16 protein-coding genes are annotated in these 21,033 nt (G+C 47.6%); 9 read left to right on the top strand and 7 right to left on the bottom strand.

Features of this window, described 5'->3' with window-relative positions; translation table 11 throughout:
• The first annotated feature begins 166 nt into the window (after positions 1-166).
• Complete coding sequence (locus B4E62_RS05800; RefSeq protein ID WP_331351452.1) at positions 167-1,084, top strand: VanZ family protein; 918 nt, start codon at positions 167-169, stop codon at positions 1,082-1,084.
• Here the strand turns inward: B4E62_RS05800 and B4E62_RS05795 are convergent.
• A complete protein-coding gene (locus tag B4E62_RS05795; RefSeq protein ID WP_310075623.1) occupies positions 1,071-2,375 on the bottom strand; it encodes a GGDEF domain-containing protein in 1,305 nt (434 codons plus the stop codon). The two genes, B4E62_RS05800 and B4E62_RS05795, sit on opposite strands and share 14 nt — an antisense overlap.
• A gap of 387 nt (positions 2,376-2,762) precedes the next feature.
• Positions 2,763-2,969 carry a PA3496 family putative envelope integrity protein gene (locus B4E62_RS05790; protein WP_310075626.1) on the bottom strand — a complete coding sequence of 69 codons (207 nt, stop codon included), beginning with the start codon at positions 2,967-2,969 and terminating at the stop codon, positions 2,763-2,765.
• A 253-nt stretch (positions 2,970-3,222) separates the two neighbouring features.
• Between B4E62_RS05790 and B4E62_RS05785 the strand changes: the two genes are divergently transcribed.
• Positions 3,223-3,687 (top strand): ATP-dependent zinc protease, encoded by a 465-nt coding sequence (locus tag B4E62_RS05785; RefSeq protein ID WP_310075627.1) that lies wholly within the window; start codon positions 3,223-3,225, stop codon positions 3,685-3,687.
• 37 nt (positions 3,688-3,724) lie between these two features.
• Entirely contained in the window at positions 3,725-4,630 is a 906-nt protein-coding gene (gene rimK / locus B4E62_RS05780; RefSeq protein ID WP_310075629.1) for a 30S ribosomal protein S6--L-glutamate ligase, read from the top strand.
• A 24-nt stretch (positions 4,631-4,654) separates the two neighbouring features.
• On the opposite strand, the gene B4E62_RS05775 is transcribed toward rimK, so the two are convergent.
• Complete coding sequence (locus B4E62_RS05775; RefSeq protein WP_310075632.1) at positions 4,655-6,973, bottom strand: putative bifunctional diguanylate cyclase/phosphodiesterase; 2,319 nt, start codon at positions 6,971-6,973, stop codon at positions 4,655-4,657.
• A 473-nt stretch (positions 6,974-7,446) separates the two neighbouring features.
• Here B4E62_RS05775 and B4E62_RS05770 point away from each other — a divergent pair, with 473 nt between their 5' ends.
• On the top strand, positions 7,447-8,109 hold the full coding sequence (locus B4E62_RS05770; protein ID WP_310075634.1) for an STAS domain-containing protein: 663 nt from the start codon (positions 7,447-7,449) through the stop codon (positions 8,107-8,109).
• Between the two features lie 76 nt (positions 8,110-8,185).
• Here B4E62_RS05770 and hisC read toward each other — a convergent pair whose 3' ends face one another.
• Both hisC and fabF read right to left on the bottom strand, forming a co-directional pair.
• Positions 8,186-9,238: a histidinol-phosphate transaminase gene (gene hisC / locus B4E62_RS05765; protein WP_310075635.1), complete on the bottom strand. Its 1,053-nt coding sequence runs from the start codon at positions 9,236-9,238 to the stop codon at positions 8,186-8,188.
• Positions 9,239-9,300: 62 nt separating this feature from the next.
• Positions 9,301-10,575, bottom strand: a complete 1,275-nt coding sequence (gene fabF, locus B4E62_RS05760; protein WP_310075636.1) for a beta-ketoacyl-ACP synthase II — start codon at positions 10,573-10,575, stop codon at positions 9,301-9,303.
• A gap of 127 nt (positions 10,576-10,702) precedes the next feature.
• Between fabF and B4E62_RS05755 the strand changes: the two genes are divergently transcribed.
• From B4E62_RS05755 to B4E62_RS05735, 5 genes are all read left to right on the top strand, one after another.
• Complete coding sequence (locus B4E62_RS05755; RefSeq protein ID WP_331351451.1) at positions 10,703-11,269, top strand: TetR/AcrR family transcriptional regulator; 567 nt, start codon at positions 10,703-10,705, stop codon at positions 11,267-11,269.
• A 135-nt stretch (positions 11,270-11,404) separates the two neighbouring features.
• Positions 11,405-12,190 (top strand): TIGR01458 family HAD-type hydrolase, encoded by a 786-nt coding sequence (locus B4E62_RS05750; protein ID WP_310075641.1) that lies wholly within the window; start codon positions 11,405-11,407, stop codon positions 12,188-12,190.
• 502 nt (positions 12,191-12,692) lie between these two features.
• Positions 12,693-15,584: a TonB-dependent receptor domain-containing protein gene (locus B4E62_RS05745; RefSeq protein ID WP_310075642.1), complete on the top strand. Its 2,892-nt coding sequence runs from the start codon at positions 12,693-12,695 to the stop codon at positions 15,582-15,584.
• A 133-nt stretch (positions 15,585-15,717) separates the two neighbouring features.
• Positions 15,718-17,493, top strand: coding sequence for a peptide MFS transporter (locus B4E62_RS05740; RefSeq protein WP_331351450.1), 1,776 nt, complete (start codon positions 15,718-15,720; stop codon positions 17,491-17,493).
• Positions 17,494-17,512: 19 nt separating this feature from the next.
• A complete protein-coding gene (locus tag B4E62_RS05735) occupies positions 17,513-19,363 on the top strand; it encodes a M2 family metallopeptidase (RefSeq protein ID WP_331351449.1) in 1,851 nt (616 codons plus the stop codon).
• A gap of 75 nt (positions 19,364-19,438) precedes the next feature.
• Here B4E62_RS05735 and B4E62_RS05730 read toward each other — a convergent pair whose 3' ends face one another.
• Together B4E62_RS05730 and B4E62_RS05725 are read right to left on the bottom strand one after the other, a co-directional pair.
• The gene (locus B4E62_RS05730) at positions 19,439-19,681 is read right to left on the bottom strand and encodes a Rho-binding antiterminator (protein WP_331351448.1); all 243 of its coding nucleotides are present in this window, start codon (positions 19,679-19,681) and stop codon (positions 19,439-19,441) included.
• A gap of 18 nt (positions 19,682-19,699) precedes the next feature.
• The gene (locus B4E62_RS05725) at positions 19,700-21,031 is read right to left on the bottom strand and encodes a lytic murein transglycosylase (RefSeq protein ID WP_331351447.1); all 1,332 of its coding nucleotides are present in this window, start codon (positions 21,029-21,031) and stop codon (positions 19,700-19,702) included.
• Between the last annotated feature and the right edge of the window lie 2 nt (positions 21,032-21,033).

Raw genomic sequence — 21,033 nt, 5'->3', positions numbered from 1 at the left:
ACTGTTTTCCCCATGCACACGGCATAGGATTTATACACGGCTTTACCAGCCCATGCCGGCTTTATACTAAACCTTACTCACTTTTAGTCATTACTGATTGCCAAACTGCGCGCCAGTCATTTGTAATGAATTGTTCTTTTGTGAATTAACTTATGATGGAGTTATTTTGAAAGCGAGCCTGCCTTCCTGGTTGTCGGGATTATTTATCCTGCTTGTCGTACCGTTCTTTTTTGTGGGTGGGCCTGATTCATTTTCGTCGCTCTTACTAAAAAATGTATGGAATTTTGGCCATATCATTTTTTTTGCGGTATTGATGTTGTTAGTTCAAGCGTTTAAACCTTTGGCGCATTGGCGGCAATGGTTTTTAGTGACAATTGTTGCAATTGTAATTGGCGGTGCGATTGAGTTAGTCCAGCATTTTGTAGGACGAAACACCAGTGTGGATGATGTTTTGCATAATGTATTTGGTGTGTGGTTGGGGTTGTTTTGGGGGCAAAAACCAACGCGGCGGGTTTGGTTGCTGCGTTTTATTAGCGTGATGTGTGTCCTGCCATCATTATGGTCAGTGCTGGATGCGGCGTGGGGAGATGTTGTAATGCGGCAACAATTCCCGCTGGTAAATAGTTTTGAGTCACGCCATGAAATGCAGCAGGTACAGGCGGGTGCAGCGCGTGCAACCGTGCGGCAATCAGACAGCGTTGTGCGCCACGGCCATAGGTCATTATCTGTGATCTTAAGCACTGAAAAATATGCCGGGATCAGTTTGTTAGGTCCTTATGGCGATTGGAGTGGCTATCAATTTTTAACAATGGATTTTTATAATCCTGAAGCTGAACGGCTGGAGCTGGTGATAAAAATTTCTGATTATCAGCACGATTCCGGTAGAAATTTGCATGGTGACAGATTTAATTATCCCGTTGTATTAATGACAGGTTGGAATCATGTGCGTATTGATCTCAATGAACTCCGCAGTGCACCTGCTGGCCGCGATATGCAGATGGATAAAATTACCGGTTTTACCGTATTTGCACTGCAATTACCGACATCACGCGAATTTTATTGGGACAATATCAGGCTGCAGTAATTACCCGGTTACGCCCCGCCGCTTTCGCCCTATAGAGTGCGGTGTCTGCCGCTTTAAACAGCTGCTCCAAATTTTCATTGGTTTTTAAAGTAGCGACACCGAAACTCGCGGTGATATGAATGTCTTTGTGCAGGGTTTGGTTCGCAATGAGCTCGCGCAGTTTGTCGGCAATAGCGCAGGCACTTTCAATATCCGTATCGCGGCAGACCAATACAAACTCCTCACCGCCCCAGCGGGCAAACAAATCCTGGGTGCGTGTATGTTGTTGCACAATACTGGATAAATGGCTTAACACCAGATCGCCAGTATCGTGTCCATGCCGATCATTGACCTGTTTGAAGTGGTCTATATCGATCATTACCAGCGAGAGTGGTTTGCGGTATTTATGCCACTCCTGCAAGCCCAGGCTGATCGCTTCTTCAATGCCGAGGCGATTAAAAGCGCCGGTGAGAGGATCGGTTTTGGCTTTTATCTCCAACGCTTTACTGCGCATGTCGAGCACTTCATTAATTTCCAGCAATTCCGATTCGCGTTTGCGCTGAATAACCACTTCATCTTTTAATTTGATAATCCGATAGGCCAGAAAGGATAAAATAATCCCTAGCCAAAACATCATAATCGCGAGATACCAATCAGCAGTGGTTAATGCCTGCCCAATAAATTCTACTTTATGTAAATGGAATTGATGCTTTCCCAGTGGTCGCCCTGAGCCGGTTTGCACTTCAAAAATGGTGACGTTATCGAATTGTGGATGGCTCAATTGCGGCGGGATTTTATTTTCCAGTACCCACCAGTTGGCAACAAAAAAATCCTTGAGGGAAAATTCTGCAACACCATTGAGTAGGCCAACGTTGAATTCAATTTGATTGTATTTGGTGCTCTGCAGAATTTCTTTTTTGCTGTAAAGCGGGTCAAAATTGCGCAGCGAAATACGCACGGTTTGGCTGGGGCCATTGTAATCCAGCCAGAGGCGGATTTTGTTGTAATGGCGCAGGTCAACGCCATTGGTGCGCTCTTTATCAAACAGGATTTCAAATCCGCAATGTGGATAAGAGTAGCTCTCGCGCAGTATGCAATGCCATTGCATATTTTTTTTATCTTCGAGGTGAATGCTGGAGTTGCCGCCGTTTTCCCTATCGTCGTACACATTGAGTGCCATACCGCTGGTGTTATCGATAACCAAGCGCTCTTCGAGTATTTGCTCTTCGCCTGTGATAGCAAAAATAGTGACTATGACCAGCAGGCCAAGGATGATTTCAAAGTACAAACGGTGTGGGGGTGAGTGTTGCATACAGTCTGGGCTCCAGCGGCGGATGCGTTGAAGCATCCATCAACTATTCTTATTTTCGCTGTGTTTGGAAATGCGATTTTTTTTGGGTGTAGTGTCGATCAAACCCGCCTTGGAGAGATCGCCTGAACGCTATCCATATCAGATATGCATCCAAACTGACTATAAGCCGATGATAGAAGTTAATCGTTTGCACGGCAATAGCGCAGCTCACCGCGATGGGTAAAGTTATGAAACGGTGGGCAAAAGCGCATAAAGACCAGCCGCCAGTGAGCTGGCGGCTGACAATGTTGTTATGGGTATTGACCGAATACCTGAATTTCAGGTTTGTTGCCAGATGCGACGCTTGGAATTAATGTGTTAGGTTTTTAAATTACCCGAATACTTAGATTAAAAGTCCAGATCGGAAATATCGTCGTAACCCAATTGATCTTTAATACGGCGACGCTCCAAACGGTCTTCGATTTTGCGGCGCATTTCCAAAGTGTGCTGGCTGGCTTCTTTGCCTGTAAGCTTTGGTGTTGCCTCTTCATCATCGGTTTCGATGGTAACATCACTCATCAGATCGGCATCTGGTGACTCTACATCAACTGACATAAGACTACTCCAACATTGATAGAGAGGGGGTGGTGGCGTCTGCTTCCCGGTAGGGAAAATTTGACCCGCGCTATTTACCATAGCCTATTAAAAAACAAAAGAAAAATCGCGCGATGGCAATAAAATTTTTCTTTGTACCTTGGCCCTGAACTGGGGTACAAAGCGCGCCTGTTAAGTTGGTCGCGCGCATGCTTGCATCAAGACCGGCCATCCCCATCTTCTTAATCGACCAGCAAACCGAGGACTCCTGGCAGTGACCAAAAAACAACCTGAAGTAATTGGCTGGCGCGAGTGGGTAGGGCTACCCGAGTTAGGTATTCCCGCCATCAAGGCCAAGGTCGACACTGGCGCGCGAACCAGCGCTTTACATGCTTACTACGTTACGCCTTTTGATAAAGATGGCAAGCCGTGGGTGAGGTTTGGCCTGCATCCGCTGCAAAAAGACAGCCTCACTTGCATCGAGTGTGAGGCGCCCGTTAAAGATGTGCGTATGGTGACCGACTCGGGTGGTCACAGTGAGCAGCGGGTGGTCATTGACACCTGCCTGCAGATCAATGGTATCAGTATGACTATTGAGGTCACGCTGACCGATCGTGAGAATATGCGCTTCCGAATGTTGCTCGGGCGCAGCGCCCTTAAGCAGGGTTTTTGGGTTGATAGCAGCAAGTCCTTTTTACTGGGTGGCAATAAAAACCAGCCAGCGATGGCATCGCTCTAGCGGTAGCCACTTTCTTTTTTATTCAATCAGGTCTTTTATGAAAATTGCTATTTTGTCGCGCAACCGCCGCCTCTATTCCACCCGTCGTTTGGTGGAGGCCTGCACGCAACGCGGCCATGAAGTGCGGGTCATCGACATCCTTAAATGCTACATCGATATTGCGTCTGACAGTCCGGCCATCTGGTACATGGGTGAGCAGTTGGAAGATTTTGATGCGGTGATCCCGCGTATCGGGGCATCGGTTACCCACTATGGTCTGGCGGTGATTCGCCAGTTTGAAATGATGGGGGTTTACTGTCTGACCGAGTCCATCGCCCTGGGGCGCTCGCGCGATAAGTTACGTGCACTGCAGTTGCTGTCGCGTAAGGGGATTGGTCTACCCAAGACCAGTTTCGCTTACAACGTGCATGACGCCAAGGAGCTTATCAAACTGGTTGGTGGCACACCACTGGTGCTCAAGCTCTGCGAGGGCACTCAAGGGCGCGGCATAGTGCTCGCGGAAACCCAGAAAGCAGCGGAGAGTGTGATTGAAGCTTTCCGCGAACTGCGTGCCGAGTTTCTGGTACAGGAATTTATCAAAGAAGCCAATGGCAGCGATGTGCGCTGTTTTGTGATCGGGGATAAGGTTGTCGCTTCGATGGAACGTACCGCGCAAGAGGGAGAATTTCGCTCCAATTTACATCGCGGCGGCACCGCCAAAGTTACCAAACTCACCCCGACCGAGCGACGCACAGCAATTAAGGCAGCGCAGACCATGGGGCTGCACATCGCGGGAGTAGATTTACTTCGTTCGAGCCGTGGGCCCCTGGTGATGGAAGTGAATTCATCACCTGGATTGGAGGGAATTGAAGGTGCAACGCAAAAAGATATCGCTGAGGCGATTGTGATGTTTGTGGAAGAGAATGCGCGCCCGAATGCTAATAAAACGCGGGGTAAGGGTTAAGGGCGCAAAATAAGCATTGGGGGGTTACGCCCCCAATTTCAAATGCGGCTCCAAGTGAACGATGGTGCCGTCGAAATAAAATCGGCCATTGTGAAAATGGTTTTCCAATTGTTTGGCGGTCATGGGTTTGGCGTAGAGGAAGCCCTGCGCCTGGTCGCAGCCTTTGTCGCGCAGCCATTCAGCTTGGCGTTCGTTCTCAACACCTTCTGCGACTACGCGCATCTGCATATTGTGCGCAAGACCGATGATCGATTTGGCGATAGCGGCATCGTTGTCGTCGTCGTGGATGTCGTTGATAAAGCTGCGGTCAATCTTGAGTTTCTGGATTGGGAAGCGCTGCAAATAGGCAAGCGATGAGTAGCCAGTACCGAAGTCATCAATCGCGAGGAACATGCCCATCTGGTTCAATTGGTTGAGCTGGTTGATCGTCTCACCTGCATGTTCCATGGCGCAGCTTTCGGTGATCTCCAGTTCCAGATGTTTTGCTTCCAAGCCGATGTCGGTGAGAATCGCCTCGACTTTGCCAGGAAAGTTTTTTTGACGGAACTGGCGCGGCGATAAATTCACGGCAATCTTGCCTACGAACTTACCTGCATCCAGCCAGATTTTTTGTTGGCGGCAAGCCTCGCGCAGCACCCACTCACCAATCGGCACAATTAATCCCGTCTCTTCCGCGAGCGGGATAAAATGTGCGGGCGAGATCAGGCCTCGGTCAGGATGTTGCCAGCGTACCAGCGCCTCTACACCCATCATCTCGCCTGTTTTTAAATCGACTTGCGGTTGGTAATAAAGCACCAATTGTTGTTGGTCTACTGCGCGGCGTAGATCGTTCTCTAGCAACAAATAATTGACTGCTGTGGCATTCATGCCCTTGGTATAAAACTGGCAATTGTTTTTACCAGCTTCCTTTGCCTTGTACATGGCGACATCGGCGTTTTTCAGCAGCTCGTCGGTATCCATACCATCATCCGGGAAAAGGCTAACGCCGATACTGACAGTAGTGGAAATACTGTGGCCGCTGATTTCCAGCGGACGCGATAAGGTGGTGAGCAGTTTGTTGGCCACAAACACTACATCTTCAAGATCGTGAATTCCTTCCAGAACCACCACAAATTCGTCGCCGCCCAAGCGCGCGACTGTATCCATGTCGCGCACACCTTCATTCAGGCGCATAGCGATGGCTTTCAGCAGAATGTCGCCGGCATCGTGACCGAGACTGTCATTGATATTTTTGAAGCGGTCGATATCGAGCAGCATGAGCGCGACTTTGGATTCGCTGCGGCGCGCGCGCGCCAGGCCATGATAAATGCGGTCATAAAACAGTGAGCGGTTGGGCAGGGAGGTGAGCGAGTCGTGGAACGCCATATAGTTGAGGCGCGACTGTTGCTCGCGCAGGGCGTTTTCAGCCAGCTTGCGCTCGGAGATATCGGTACCGATTGTGCAAACACCAAACACATTGTTCTCTTTGTTGCGCAGCGGAAACTTCACCATCAAATAGGTGTGCTGGCTGCCATCTTTATGCATTAAATCCAGCTCAACCTCATAGGTCTGCTGCTTCGTCTTGGTTGCTGCGTCTATTTCCCACATAGATTGGGCTACATCTTTGGGGTAAACATCAAATACGTTTTTGCCGACGAAACCGGTCTCGTCGATATTGGCCATCTGCTTGTAGTGTTCGCTGGCGAGCACGACATTGCCGTCCAGATCCTTGACTGAAATTAGCGCCGGTGAATAGCGCAGAATTGCATTCAGATAGGTTTCGCTCGCCCAGAGTGCCTGTTCAGCGAGGCGGAAGCGCTCGGCTTGCTCCTCGTGATGCCACATGTCGATCACTTGCCGCACCAGCAGCGAACTGAAGGTCCAGACAGTATCCAGCTCATTTACCGCTTTTTGCAGTTGGGGCAACTCGTGGGCAGACTCCATATAAAACACGGCGATGGTTTTATTTTTTTCCTGGATGGGATGTAAAAAACAGGAATGAGTGCCTTTCTGGATAAAGAGTGCGCCGAGTTTGCTGATGGTCTGCTGATCCAGTGCGCAGGCGCGGCCGGAATCAAACACCTGATGGATATATTGATGGGGTAAATAATTTAAGCGGCTGAGGGAGGTAGCAACGCCGTTGACGAAAGGTTCGTCGGTGCCAGCGGAGGCAATTGCCTCAACATACAGATGGCTGTCGCGTTCAACAATTAACACCGCTCGGCTAATGGTTTCCTTGGCAATTACCAATTTAACCAGGCGCTCGGCGATTTGTTTATGATTTAAATCGGTAAAAAGTTGCTGGAACTTTTTAATTAATTCTATAGCAGTATTCTTTGACTGCCCTGCTTCACTGTTTTGCATAGTTGCTCAATTTGGGTAATCGTCGCGCCATTTAGTGCATCTCGCCTTGGAGTCATCCCCGTTACTGGCGGCGGACCACTATCACTAAAAACCTAACCTCTGGCCGCTCTTCCGGGGCCTGCATTTCCCAAATTTCTATATCGAATCAGCACTTTACAACAAAAAAGCTTATCGGAGATTTTTTTTATGATAAATAAATCAGGAATTTACCAGACGAATAAAACCTCGGCTGAAATCAGTACAACAGTGTTTCCAAAGTTCCCAAACGGGGGCGCATTTTGTGCAAAAGATGAAAAGTGTGCCAATAATATGTTTTCATAAGAAAGGGTAAAAGCGCGCATCGGTAAACCCAACAGGAAAAGCGCCTGCAAAAATACCTGTGCAACTAACGAAGGGGTGCCGCTACTGACTCGCTTTTGCTTATTCGTGCACTAAAATTAGGTTAACTACTAACGGCATTTCGGGAGTACTGCATGCGCCATCATGTTCCCTTCGTGGGTGAACGCAAAATTGTTCGCGCCGATGACGAGCAGGCGCGCCTTAAACGCACTAGTGGCAAAGTGATTGATGATGTGGTGGGTGATGGCAAAGTAGAAAGTAGTTGGGATGATGTAGTTCCCGATGATTGGGTGGATAAATCCCAGCCCAAACCGACCAAGCCTGCTGCCAATGCATCGGTTTCTATGCCCAGAGGTCATGTTCCGATTAAGGCGAACCGCAAGACCACTGCTGCTGTACCAGCTAAAAAAGTGGCGACTTCAAAGGCTACCAGCGCATCAGGTCCTATTACGTTCTCTGATTCGGCCAGTATGGACTGGGTGCGCATTAATAACGGGCGTGGTTTGCGGGTGAGCATTCACGGCAATATTGATAATGATTTGCGCAAAGAGTGGAGTCGGTTGCTAAACGATTCTGAATCAGCCGATGTAAAAGAATTTGAGTTTAATCTCAATGAAACACCGGCATTAAGTCTAACCGGATTGGGGATGCTGCTGTTATTTAAAGAGCGCAAAGGTTCGGCGCGCGATTCAATCAAGCTATGCAATTGTAATAAAGAGGTAGCACAGTTGTTGCACTGGACTGGTATGGATAAATATTTTGCTATTGAAAATACGCAGATTTCCGAAATCAAATAAACCGTTGTGTGTTCAAATTCAATAAAAAAGCCCGATTCGTTCGGGCTTTTTTACGGCATCGTTTTTTTTAGAAAAATTACAGCATTTTTAATACATCGATCAGCGCTTGCATTTCTGCATCTGTTCCGATGGTGATACGCAGGAACTGGCTGATACGGGGCTTGTTAAAGTAGCGCACCAGGATTTTGTGGTCGCGCAAATACTGCGCAACATCCGCAGCGTTTTTGCTGACCGGTTCGGTGAACACAAAGTTGGCTTGCGATGGCAGTGTCTTGAAGCCGAGCTTATCCAACTCTTTAACTGTCCAATTGCGGGTGGCGATAATTTTATCGCGGCAGCTTTTGAAGTAGGCATCATCTTCAAATGCCACTACGGTTGCGGCTTCTGCCAAACGATCAAGCGGATAAGAGTTGAATGAATTTTTAACGCGATCAAGTGCGTCAATTAAATCTTTGTGTCCAATCGCTAAACCCACACGCATTCCAGCGAGTGAACGTGATTTGGAAAGCGTTTGTACGACAAGCAAATTGGGGTATTTATCCACTAATGTAATCGCCGTCTGCGCACCAAAATCCACGTAGGCTTCATCGACAACGACAACCGATTCAGTATTGCGTTGCAGCAGCGCTTCGATTTCTGCCAGAGGTTTACCAATCGCGGTAGGCGCATTGGGATTGGGGAAAATAATTCCGCCGTTGGCAATGGCGTAGTCGGAGAAATTAATGGTGTAGTCATCGCGCAATGGAATGGTTTGCGCATCTATACCAAATAATTTGCAGTACACAGGATAAAAGCTGTAGCTGATATCCGGGAACAACAGCGGCTTGTCCTGCTGGAAAAATGCCATAAATAATAGCGCGAGCACTTCATCCGAACCATTGCCGACAAAGACTTGGTCTGCTGTCACGCCATAATATCCGGCGATAGTATTTTTCAACTTTTTTGAATTGGGATCGGGATAGAGGCGCAAACGGTCGATGGCGTCATGGGTCATCAGATCGATCACTTTGGGCGAGGGCGGGTAGGGGCTCTCGTTAGTGTTCAACTTGATCAAGCCCTCAATTTGCGGCTGCTCACCGGGCACATAGGGCTCCAATTCGCGCACCACCTGACTCCAAAACTTCGACATGCTTGCTCCTCAACTGTTGCAGCAAAAAAAGAGTGCGCAGTATACGCGTTGAGGCGCGCGGCTCACACCCAGCGTTTTAACAAAATACTGGCGTTGACTCCACCAAAACCAAAGCCATTGGAGATGGCGTAGTCGATTACCGCTGCGCGCGCGCTGCCGTGAACTATATCAACACCTACAGCTGCATCATCCTTATGTTCGAGATTCAAAGTGGGCGGGATCATTTGGTCGCGCAAAGCCAGCGCAGTAAAAATAGTTTCAATCCCACCAGCGGCGCCGAGCAAATGGCCGGTTGCTGATTTGGTTGAAGTCACGGCTATCTTCTCCTCGTCACCAAATACACGTTTTACTGCAGCAAGTTCGCCTTTGTCGCCAACCGGGGTGGAGGTCGCATGAGCATTGAGATGCTGGATTTGCTCGGGTCTTATGCCAGCTTGTTTGATGGCAAGTTCCATCGCGCGTTTTGCGCCGTCGCCATCTTCCGGGCCCGAGGTCAGATGATAAGCATCGGCACTGGTGCCGTAGCCGACAATTTCCGCAATCGGCTGTGCGCCGCGCGCTAGCGCATGGTCGAGCGATTCAATCACCAAAATCCCCGCACCTTCGCCCATCACAAAACCATCGCGGTCGCGATCAAACGGTCGCGATGCGCGCGTCGGCTCGTCATTAAAACCTGAGGATAATGCCCGCGCTGCTGCAAAACCGCCGAGGCTTACAGTGTGTATACAGGCTTCCGCGCCGCCGCAAATCGCAACATCTACTTCGCCCGCACGGATCATACGCGCGGCATCGCCAATCGCCTGTACGCCTGCTGCGCATGCCGTAACCGGTGCCCCTAATGGCCCTTTAAAGCCATATTTAATCGAGACATGCCCAGCCGCGAGATTGACTAGAAATGAGGGAATGGTGAAAGGCGATAACTTGCGCGTGCCACGTGTATCGGCGGTGCGCACCGCATCCGCGATCGCCGGAAAGCCGCCAACACCCGAGGCGATAATGGTTGCTGTGCGCTCCTGCTGCTCTGTGGTTGTCGGTTGCCACTGCGCCTGTTGCAGGGCTTCATCGGTGGCGGCGAGCGCGAGCAAAATAAAGCGATCCATCTTGCGCTGGTCTTTGGGGGTGACAATGGCATCCGGATTCAAGCCCGCTTCAGCATCTTCATCAATAGAGGGAACTACACCGCCGACTTTAGCGGGCAGCTCATTAACCATGTCATCGGGCAGGCTGCGCAGGCCTGATTTCCCCGCGAGCAACCTCTGCCACACTGGCTCAATACCGCAACCGAGCGGTGAGGTTACACCCATTCCGGTAATCACAATGCGGGGTTGCTGGTTCATGGAATATTCCTCGGTTAATTTATACATGACAGTCGTCATTTATAATTATATGATGGTCGTCATGTATACTGTCAAACACTATTTGGTCATAGGCAGGCCGCCTTTTTATCAGTGAGCGGAAATAACGATGAGAGTAACTAGAGAGCAAGCAGCAGAAAATCGCGGAAAAATTTTGCATACAGCTGCGCAATTATTTCGCGAAAAAGGTTTTGATGGCATTGGTATAGCCGATCTAATGAAAAAAGTGGGTTTAACCCATGGCGGTTTTTATGGCCATTTTGCATCCAAAGAGGATTTGATGGCGCAGACCTGTGCATATGCCGTAGATGAGCTTTTGGAGCAAGGTGAAGCGGCGCACGCAACAACGAAAGGGTCGAAATACAAAGCGTTTATCGCGCGCTACTTATCGACCGGGCATCGCGATAATCCCGGTAGCGGTTGTTTGATGGCTGCATTGGGAATAGATGCTGCGCGTCAATCGCCCGCAATTAAACAAGCATTCACCCAAAGTTTTAATCGCCTGCTCAACGCAGTGATGAATTTATTGCCCGCCACCAAAACTGAAGCGGCTAAACGCGAACAGGCGTTATTAACACTGGCCACTTTGGTCGGTGCCCAAGTGATTGCACGCGCAGTGGATGACCCAAAATTGTCAGAAGAAATATTGCGCGTGGTGAATAAAAATTTGCACTGAGAAAAAGTGATTATATTTTTTCCATGCAAGTTGGTGCATTTGTTGCGTATTTGAATGATGTTTTGAATGGGCAGTTTAGTCGGTCTATAGTTGATCCATTCCAGTTGAACCCGTGTCTGGTGAAGGAGATAACCAATGTCGCATCTTCCGCAATTGATTCTGCTCGATTTGGATGGAACTCTGTATATCGGCAATCAACCCATCCCTGGCGCTATTGCTGCCCTTGCGCAGTTGCGCGAGCGCGGTATCGCGCTGCGTTTTATCACCAACACCACAACAAAATCACAAGACGAACTGGTTGCGCAATTGCGGGTGATGGGTTTTCAACTCCATGCCGATGAATTGATCAGTGCTGCTGTTGCCGCAACCCTGGAATTGCGCAATTTACAGCAGCAAGCCGCCCGGCCACTGCGCATTTGGCCGTTGGTTGCAGATGCGATAAAAACCGATTTCACCGAATTTATATGGGATGAAAAAAAGCCGGATTACATTGTGCTGGGCGATATAGGTGACCGCTGGGATTTACATCTGATCAATCGTTTATTTAATGTGATGCACAGTGGTGCTGAATTAATTGCACTGCACAAAGGCCGCTTCTGGCAAACCAGTGAAGGATTGAAAGCCGATATAGGATTTTTTGTTGCCGGCCTTGAATATGTCAGCAGCAAAACCGCCCGTATTATGGGTAAACCCAACCGCGATTTTTATCGGCTGGTGTTGGATTCTACAAAGGTAAAGGCAGAGAATGCATTGATGGTCGGCGATGATATCGATAGCGATGTGGGCGGTGCGCAATTAATCGGAATAAAAGGTTGTTTAGTTAAAACTGGAAAGTTTCGTCAGGTGTATTTTGAGCAGTCAGATATCAAGCCTGATTACGTTATAGGCTCGGTTGCTGAATTGTTGACTGCAATCGCTTAAATGATCAGGTTTTTTGTACGAGAAAATCTTTCAGTGTGTCGCCTCAGTTTTCCTTTCTTCTTATTAATTAGCCTTTTCCAAATGTTGTCCTGTGCACATTTTTAATCCATAGATGATTTTTTTTGTGCATTTATTTGATACGTTATGGTGCATCCAAAAAATTTCTACTAAGCTAAACAGCAATGTCAGTAAAAAATTATAAATAAATCTGGAATGTTGGCTGAACTATTACTCCCAAAAAAACCTAGATTCCTACACAAAATTCAGTAGCAATTAGCAATGCTCGTTAAATAGCAGCTAATTGGCATGAAAACCGCAATTACAAAAAGGATTTTTTAAGTGAAGTTTATCTGGATCGTTCTGTGATCGTGCAGTAAAGAAACCGCTATGTCAGACGATTCGCTACCACTTTCTAATTGCGACTTTTAGTCAGGAATTTCCTGCCATTTTTCGTGTGTATCAAGTAGTAATTTTTCAATGGACTATTCTTGGGAGCGAGTAAATGAATAAAAAACATCAGTTATCATTAAGTATTCAGTTCATTACATTGGGTGTTGCGGGCATGTTGATGGGCGTGACAGCGCCGGTTTATGCGCAATCGCCAACAGCAGAAGACAACATTGAAGAAACCCTCGTTACTGGCTCGCGTATCAAGCGACCTGATTTAACATCAAACAGTGCTATCGCTATTGTTGATGCAGCAGAGCTGAGGATGACTAACACTATTAACCCGGAAGAATTTTTGCGCGATGATCCGCGTTTTGTTGCGGCTATCGGCAACAATACCAACAATGGTAATGAGGGTGGTGCAACTGTTGATTTGCGCAACCTCGGTGAAGAGCGCACGCTGGTGTTGGTCGATGGCAAGCGTTTTGTCCCTTATGATTACAACGGCTTTGTTGATTTGGCGATGATTCCCACTGCCTTGATCGAGCGTGTTGAAGTGGTGACCGGCGGTGCATCTGCGGTCTATGGGTCAGATGCGATCGGCGGTGTTGTTAACTTTGTTATGAAAAAAGATTTTAGCGGTGTAGAACTTGATGTGGCGACTTCGTCCAGTTTTGAAAGTGATGCGCAGCGCGATGATTTCAGCTTAACCTTTGGTGGAAATTTGGATGACGGCAAAGGCAATGTGGTTGCCAGTTTGTCTTACAGTAAACAAGACGCGCTCTACCAAGGTGAACGAGGGTTTTCAGAGTTTTCGCTTGACAATATGTTGGAGCCTGGCGGTAGTGAGACCCATCCCAATGGGACTATTTATACCGCCGTTGATATTCCCGCGTTTGGTGTAGGTGTTGATACAGGAGTGCAGTTTGACGATAACGGCAACCTCACTAGCGATGTAAGCCCTTTCAACTTTAACCCTTACAACCTTTTAGTTACCCCGCAGGAAAAATACACGGCCTCTGTTATTGGCACTTACGCGATTAGTGATGATACAGAGTTTTTCTCGCGTTTTTCGTTTGCAAATAGCCGTATTGATACGATTATCGCACCCACAGGCACCTTCTTTTTCCCCTATTCACTCAATATCGACAACCCCTTTTTAAGTGCACAAGATCAGGCCATTTTTGCAGAATTAGATGCAGTTGAAGAGGGTGCTGCACAAAACGATGGGTTGGTGGATATCGCTTTCGGTCGTCGTTTAAACGAGTTGGGCACACGCGATTCACTTTATGAAAACACCTCCATGCAATTTGTGGCAGGTTTGCGCGGTAAGTTATTCGACGATTATGATTGGGAAGTGTTTGCACAAAAAGGCCGCACATCGCGCGCCCAAAATTTCCGTAATGATGTGGATTACAATAAATCGCAACAGGGCATGCTGGCGGTGACAGATCCTGATACCGGCGATATCGTCTGCCAGGATCCCAGTGGTGGTTGTGTACCTATAGATTATTTTGGTCCTGATACCATCACGCCTGAAATGGCCAATTTTATTCGCTTTAATTTGAATGAAAATAATAAGACTGATCAATTTATCGCGGGCGGCTCGGTCTCGGGGGCAACTGGAATTACTTTCCCATCAGCCGTGAGTCCAATCGAATTTGCGGCGGGTATAGAATACCGTGAAGAGGATGCAGAAAATTTGCCCGACCAAAATCTCGCCTCGGCCAACTCAGTTGGCTTTGGTGGTAGTTCGGCGGTAGATGCCGGTTTAAAAGTTAATGAGTTATTCGCCGAGGTACGCGTGCCGCTGGTGGAAAATGTATCCTTCGCTGAAACGATTGCATTAGAAGCAGCCGTGCGCGTTGCGGATTACGAAAATGAGGTAGTTATTGGTGATACAACTACCAACCAATTTGACAATACCAGTTATAAATTTGGTGGCGAATGGGCGGTGAATGATGCGCTGCGTTTCCGTTCTTTATTCCAGCATGCCGTGCGTGCGCCAAACCTCGCCGAAATTGGGTTGCCGCGTACACCCTCAACGGGTGACCTTAATATTGATTATTGTGCAGAGGATGATGCGCTTAGTGATCCAGCCTTGGTGACGCTCTGCGAGCAAACCGGCGTGCCTGCGGGTAAAGTGGGTGGGTTCAATAGTATTCAGGCTGGACAGACCAATAACTATATCGGCGGCAATCCGGACTTAACCCCGGAAGAAGCGGATACACTTACAATTGGTCTGGTGTACAGTGCAGAATCAATTCCATTTAATCTGTCATTGGATTATTACGATATTGAAATCGAGAACGTTATTCTCGCGCTGTCTGAACAGAATATTATGGATGGCTGCTATTTGCTGGATAAGGATGCAGATGGTTTGTTCTGTTCGAGAATTTATCGTAGCCCATTGACGGGTACTTTATTATCGGGCACAGAAACGGGGGTTGATGCCTCAGTCGTTAATGCAGGCAAACGCAGCACCAAGGGTGTGGATATCACCGCGGATTACAGTTTTGATCTGGCATCCCTCGGGGCGTTGGATTATCGATTGAATGCGGTTCACGTAATGGAAAATATCCAGCAGGACGCTGCGCTTTTCCCTTCAGTAGACTGTGTTGGGTTGGTGGGTAAATCATGCTTGCGTCCCGATCCAGAATGGCGCATCACGCAAACATTGAGTTGGTCGATGGATGCATTAACAATCAGCTTGCGCTGGCAATATCTTGATAGTCTGAAACAGGATGCGGTTGCATTAGGTGCTGCGGACGCGAGCGAATATGCGCTGGTTACCATCCCTTCGTATAATTATTTCGATTTGTTTGCGAGCTATGCGTTAACTGAACAGATTGAATTGCGGGCCGGCATTAATAATCTTATGGATAAAGAACCTCCGATTGTGGGTAATGAGTACGGTGGTACAGCAGAAAATAGCGGTAATACTTATCCGGCAACTTATGATGCGATAGGGCGTTCCGGCTTTATTGGAGTTAATGCGCGTTTTTAAGCAGTGACTTTTATAGGTGCGAACTTTTTAAGCGGTGCGATAGGGACCACGCGCAGTGATAATGCGCGTGGTTTTTTTATGCCTGAACGGCTAGAGTTGCACTATCGACAAACCAATAAGTAAAGATATCCATATGAATAATACCAGCGGTGATTTCCTCGGCCATCCCAAGGGACTTTACGTATGCTTTAGTACAGAATTGTGGGAGCGATTTTCGTTTTATGGGATGAAATATATCCTGCTGCTCTATATTACCAAGTACCATTTGTTTTCTGACGGAGCTGGTCTGGATATTCTCGGTGCCTATGCCGGTTTGGTGTATGCAACCCCGGTGATTGGTGGCCTGATTGCCGACCGGTATTTGGGCACGCGACGCGCCGTTTTATTTGGTGGAGTTTTGTTGTGTATCGGCCATTTCTTAATGGCGTTTGAAGGCCAGCAAGCCGTGCATTACCCTGCGGGAACAGTATTGGTTGAAGCTTTAACCCTGAAGACGGGTGAGGTATTAGCCGCTGGTACCGTACTCGCCACTGAAGTCACCAAGCAAGATACTGCCGCGTTGAATATATTTTATTTGGCGATTGCCTTTATTGTTATTGGTGTTGGTTTTTTAAAACCGAATATCTCCGTGATTGTGGGCAAACTCTACGCCGATAACGACCCGCGCCGCGATTCCGGTTTCACCCTGTTCTATATGGGTATCAACGTCGGTTCACTCGCCGCCATTTTATTGTGTGGTTGGTTAGGTGAAACCTATGGCTGGAAATACGGTTTTGGCCTTGCCGGTGTCGGCATGATTTTCGGGATGTTTACGTTTTTATATGGCCAGCGTTATTTGAAAGGTTATGCAGAATCCCCCTGTGTTGATTGGTTAAATTCAAAACGCGCTGGTATTAAGAAAGAATGGTGGATTTATATTGCCAGTTTGGCTGCGCTGCCGGTGGTTTGGTGGTTAGTGCAAAGTGAACCAGTGGTGCATGTCACGCAAAATATATTCCTGTTATTGGGGATTGTGGGAATCATTGCATACTCGATGATTTACTCAAAATCCCGGCAATCACAAAAAGGTTTCCTATTTTTTGTCGCCATGGTCTTGGTGGTTGGAATTGGCAGTGTGCTCACCCAGAACAAGGTTATTCAGCTATCTGAAGATGCGACGGAATATTGGCTTTACTCCGCGTTGTTAGCATTGGTCATCTTTGTTGCTTACGGTTTTATTTATCACCGCAGTGTTGAATTTACCCGCACCCTAGTGTTGATGGTGATGATTATTTTCACCATCGTATTCTGGTCGCTGTTCGAGCAGTCCGCCGCATCTATGACCTTATTTGCTGATCGCGTACTGGAACGCGATGTGTTTGGTATCACAATAGTGACAAGTCAATTTGCTGCACTCAATCCTGCATTTATTATGCTGCTCGCAATTCCTTTTGCGTTGCTCTGGCCTTGGTTGTCGGTGCGCGGCTTGAATCCTTCAACACCGGTAAAGTTTTCTTTTGGCATTATGTTGGCCGGCTTGGGCTTTGGTGCATTGGTACTCGGTGCACAGTTTCCTAATGATGCAGGCAAGGTGGCAGCCATCTGGATGGTGCTCGCTTATCTGCTCCACAGCACCGGCGAACTGTGTTTATCGCCGATTGGATTATCTGCTGTGACCTCCTTGTCGATCCCTCGTGTTGTAGGTGTAAGTATGGGCACGTGGTTTGTGGCAACGGGATTATCAGAAACCCTCGCTACTCGTTTATCTAAATTGGCAGCGATTGATACATCAGAAAAAACCGATGTGACGGCAATGCTCGCCACCTACACTAATTTATTTGAATACATGACCATCCTTGGGGTGGGCGCAGGCATAGTGCTATTGGTAATTTCACCACTGCTGAAACGCGGCATGGGCGGAATTAATTAATTATTCACAGGGTAATGTTATGAAAAACAAAATTAACCTGCGCAACATTTTATTCTCCAGTATTGCGCTTTGCTGTTTAGGTGCTTGCAGTAAGGCGCCATCCAATAGTGATCAAGCTACTGCGACAACGACTAAGCCTACTAAATCGGTAGATGAGTTTATTGCCGATGCAAACAAAACCTATCTCGATAATTATTATGAGTACAACGCTGCACAGTGGGTTTATGTCACTTATCTGAATGATGATTCTGCGATGCTGGCCACCAAAGCCAATGAAAAATGGATGGCGATGGAAAAAGAATTGTTGTCAGAAGCGCGTGTTTATAAAGATGCACCTATGTCGGCGGAAACAAAAAAAGCTTATATCAACATGACCCAAGGCAAAACCTTATTGCCGCCCGATACTCCTGAAGCACGCGCTGAACTTGCGCGCATTGGTACGCACATGGAAGGTGTCTATGGTGCGGGAAAATATTGTAAGCCTGAAAGCGGCACAGAAAATTGCCGCGATTTAAATCAGTTGTCCGATGTGCTCGCCAAAAGCCGCGATTACAACGAACTGGTGGATGCCTGGACTGGATGGCACGGTATTGCGCGTGCCTATCGCGGCGATTATCAGCGCTATGTGGAGATCGCCAATAGTGGTGCACGCGCTTATGGGTTTAGTGATTTGGGCGCATCATGGAAATCTGGCTACGATATGCCCGCTAATGAATTCGAAGCGGATGTGGAGCGTTTGTGGCAACAAGTAGAGCCGCTGTATAAAGCATTACATTGTAAGGTGCGTACCGATCTTTCCAAGCAATACGGTGCAGACAAAGTACCACTGGATAAGCCCATTCCTGCTCATTTGCTTGGGAACATGTGGAGCCAACAGTGGGACAGTATTTATGATTTGGTAGAACCTTATCCCGGCGTTGGCGATCTTGATATCACCGCTGCATTGGTCAAACAAAATAAAGACGCTATCGCAATTACCAAAATTGCAGAAAACTTTTTTACTTCTTTAGGTTTACGCTCACTGCCAGACAGCTTCTGGAAAAACTCCATGCTCACCAAACCGCGCGACCGCGAAGTGGTGTGCCATGCAAGCGCCTGGACGATGGATGCCAAAGAAGATGTGCGCATTAAACAGTGCGTAGAACCTACAGACGAAGAATTTGAAACCATGCACCACGAGTTAGGCCATATTTATTATGACCTTGCGTACAACGACAAGCCCATGCTATTCCAAAACGGTGCTAATGACGGCTTCCATGAAGCAATTGGCGATACGATTGTGTTATCCATTACGCCCGGTTATTTAAATGCAATAGGCTTAATTGAAAGTACAGAAAGCAGCGAGCAAACTGTTATCAACCAACAAATGAAATTAGCGCTTGGAAAAATCGCATTTCTGCCGTTCGGAAAATTAATTGACCAATGGCGTTGGAAAGTATTTTCCGGTGAAATTAAACCGGAAGATTACAACAAAACCTGGTGGGAACTACGCACAAAATATCAAGGTATTAGCGCTCCCGTTGAGCGCACCGAGCAAGATTTTGACGCGGGCGCAAAATACCATATAGCAGCCAATGTTCCCTACACCCGCTATTTCATTGCACACATTTTACAATTCCAATTTCACAAAGCCCTGTGCGACGCCGCCGGATTTAAAGGCCCTTTGCATGAATGCTCTATCTACAACAGCAAAGAAGCCGGTGCCAAATTGCAAACTATGCTCGCTGCCGGTGCTAGTAAACCCTGGCAAGATGTTTTGGAAGAGGCCATAGGCACCCGCCAAATGGATGCCTCCGCCATCATCGATTATTTCGCACCGCTGATGCAGTGGTTGGAGAAAGAAAATCAAGGGCAGGCGTGTGGTTGGTAAAAAAAGGTTGAGTCAAACAAAAAACGGCTGATAATTTGTCAGCCGTTTTTTTTGAAGGCAAAAACAATTTGCTTATTAAAATGTAACTTTCTGCAGGTGTGGATTCTCCACCATAACTTCCAACATTTTAATTTCCTCCAAAACCACCAGCTGCTCAACGCCTTCAATATCAATTTTTATGCATTCATCGCGCTGGTCATTGCGCTGTGTGTCCAACGCAATTCCCTCGATGATGTCACCCGATTTTAGCGTGAGCTTAATCGGGTAGTGGTACATGCAGACGATTTCGATATAGTCGTGTTGGTTGCAGCTGATCATTTTATTTATCCGCGCAAGTTAGTGTTTTACCACTTTTATTCCGAGTAAACCGAGCACTTGGGTGCCGGGGAAACCGTCGGCGATCATGCCTTGCTGGTGTTGGAATTCACCGATGGCACGGCGCGTTGCTGGGCCTAATATGCCGTCGGGTGTGCCGAGGCTGAAGCCTTTGTTGTTGAGTTGTTGTTGCAGCGCGATGACTTGGTCGCGGTGCAAACGCGGAGCATCTACCGGTGGCGGTTGTAATAATTTTCCACCGCCCGCGATCTGGTCGGCGAGCTGGCCAACGGCAATCGCGTAAAATTCAGAACGGTTCCAACGCATAATCACATTGAAATTGTCGTACACCAAAAATGCCGGACCTTCGTGGCCAGAAGGTACTAGCAGTGACGCGTTCATATCCGCTTGCGGTAGTGGAGAGTTGTCGGCGCGTGTAACGCCGAGCTTGGTCCATTCTGCAATCGATTTATTATTTTTTAAACCTGCTTCAAGGAAGGGGAAATCTTTTGGTAATTTAACTTCACGCCCCCAACGTCCTTCCGTTTGCCAACCAAGGTTTTTCAAAAAATTTGCTGCAGATGCCATGGCATCTGGTGTGCTGTTCCATAAATCGCGCTTGTGGTCGCCATCAAAATCCACGGCATTTTTTAAGAAGGACGATGGCATAAATTGCACATGTCCCATGGCGCCCGCCCAGGAGCCCTTCATTTTATTCGGTGCGATTGCACCTTCATCCAAAATGCGCAGCGCGTTTATTAATTCGATGGTAAAAAAAGTACTGCGGCGCGCATCGCAGGCAAGTGTGGCGAGGGAATCGACAACCGGAATATTGCCGAAGTAACTGCCGAAATTGGTTTCCAATCCCCAAAACGAAACCAAATAAGCAGCAGGCACACCGTATTCCTGTTCAACGCGTGCGAATAAATCCTTATGTTTAATCAAGAGTGCGCGGCCTTGTACAACACGCTGCTCGGTGACGCGGCGATTAAAATAATCGGCAAAGCTGGTGGTGAATTCAGGCTGCTTGCGATCCAGTTCCAATACTTGTGTATTAAGTTCTGCTTTGGCAAGGCTGCTATTGATTGTATTTTGTGAAATGCCCGCCGCTTTGGCTTTTGCCGAAAATGCAGTTAAACAAGCAGAAAATTCTTTTTGCGTCAGCATAGGTGCAGCCACCGGAACTTGCGCGGCGTTGGTATTAATTGTGGTGTTGGCTCTAGTTGTTGTTTGCACACTTTGATTTTTTTGTGGTGTGCTCTGTGCATCGTTTTTGTTGGGTTCTGCAACCTGGGCGCAGGCAACAAGGCTCATGCCACAAATAACGGGAAATAAACTCCGTAGGTTTTTCATAG

This window comes from Cellvibrio sp. UBA7671, assembly GCA_002483145.1.
Lineage (GTDB): Bacteria > Pseudomonadota > Gammaproteobacteria > Pseudomonadales > Cellvibrionaceae > Cellvibrio > Cellvibrio fibrivorans.
The sequence above is the reverse complement of the archived record's forward strand: the minus strand, read 5'-3'. Positions and strand labels throughout refer to the sequence as shown.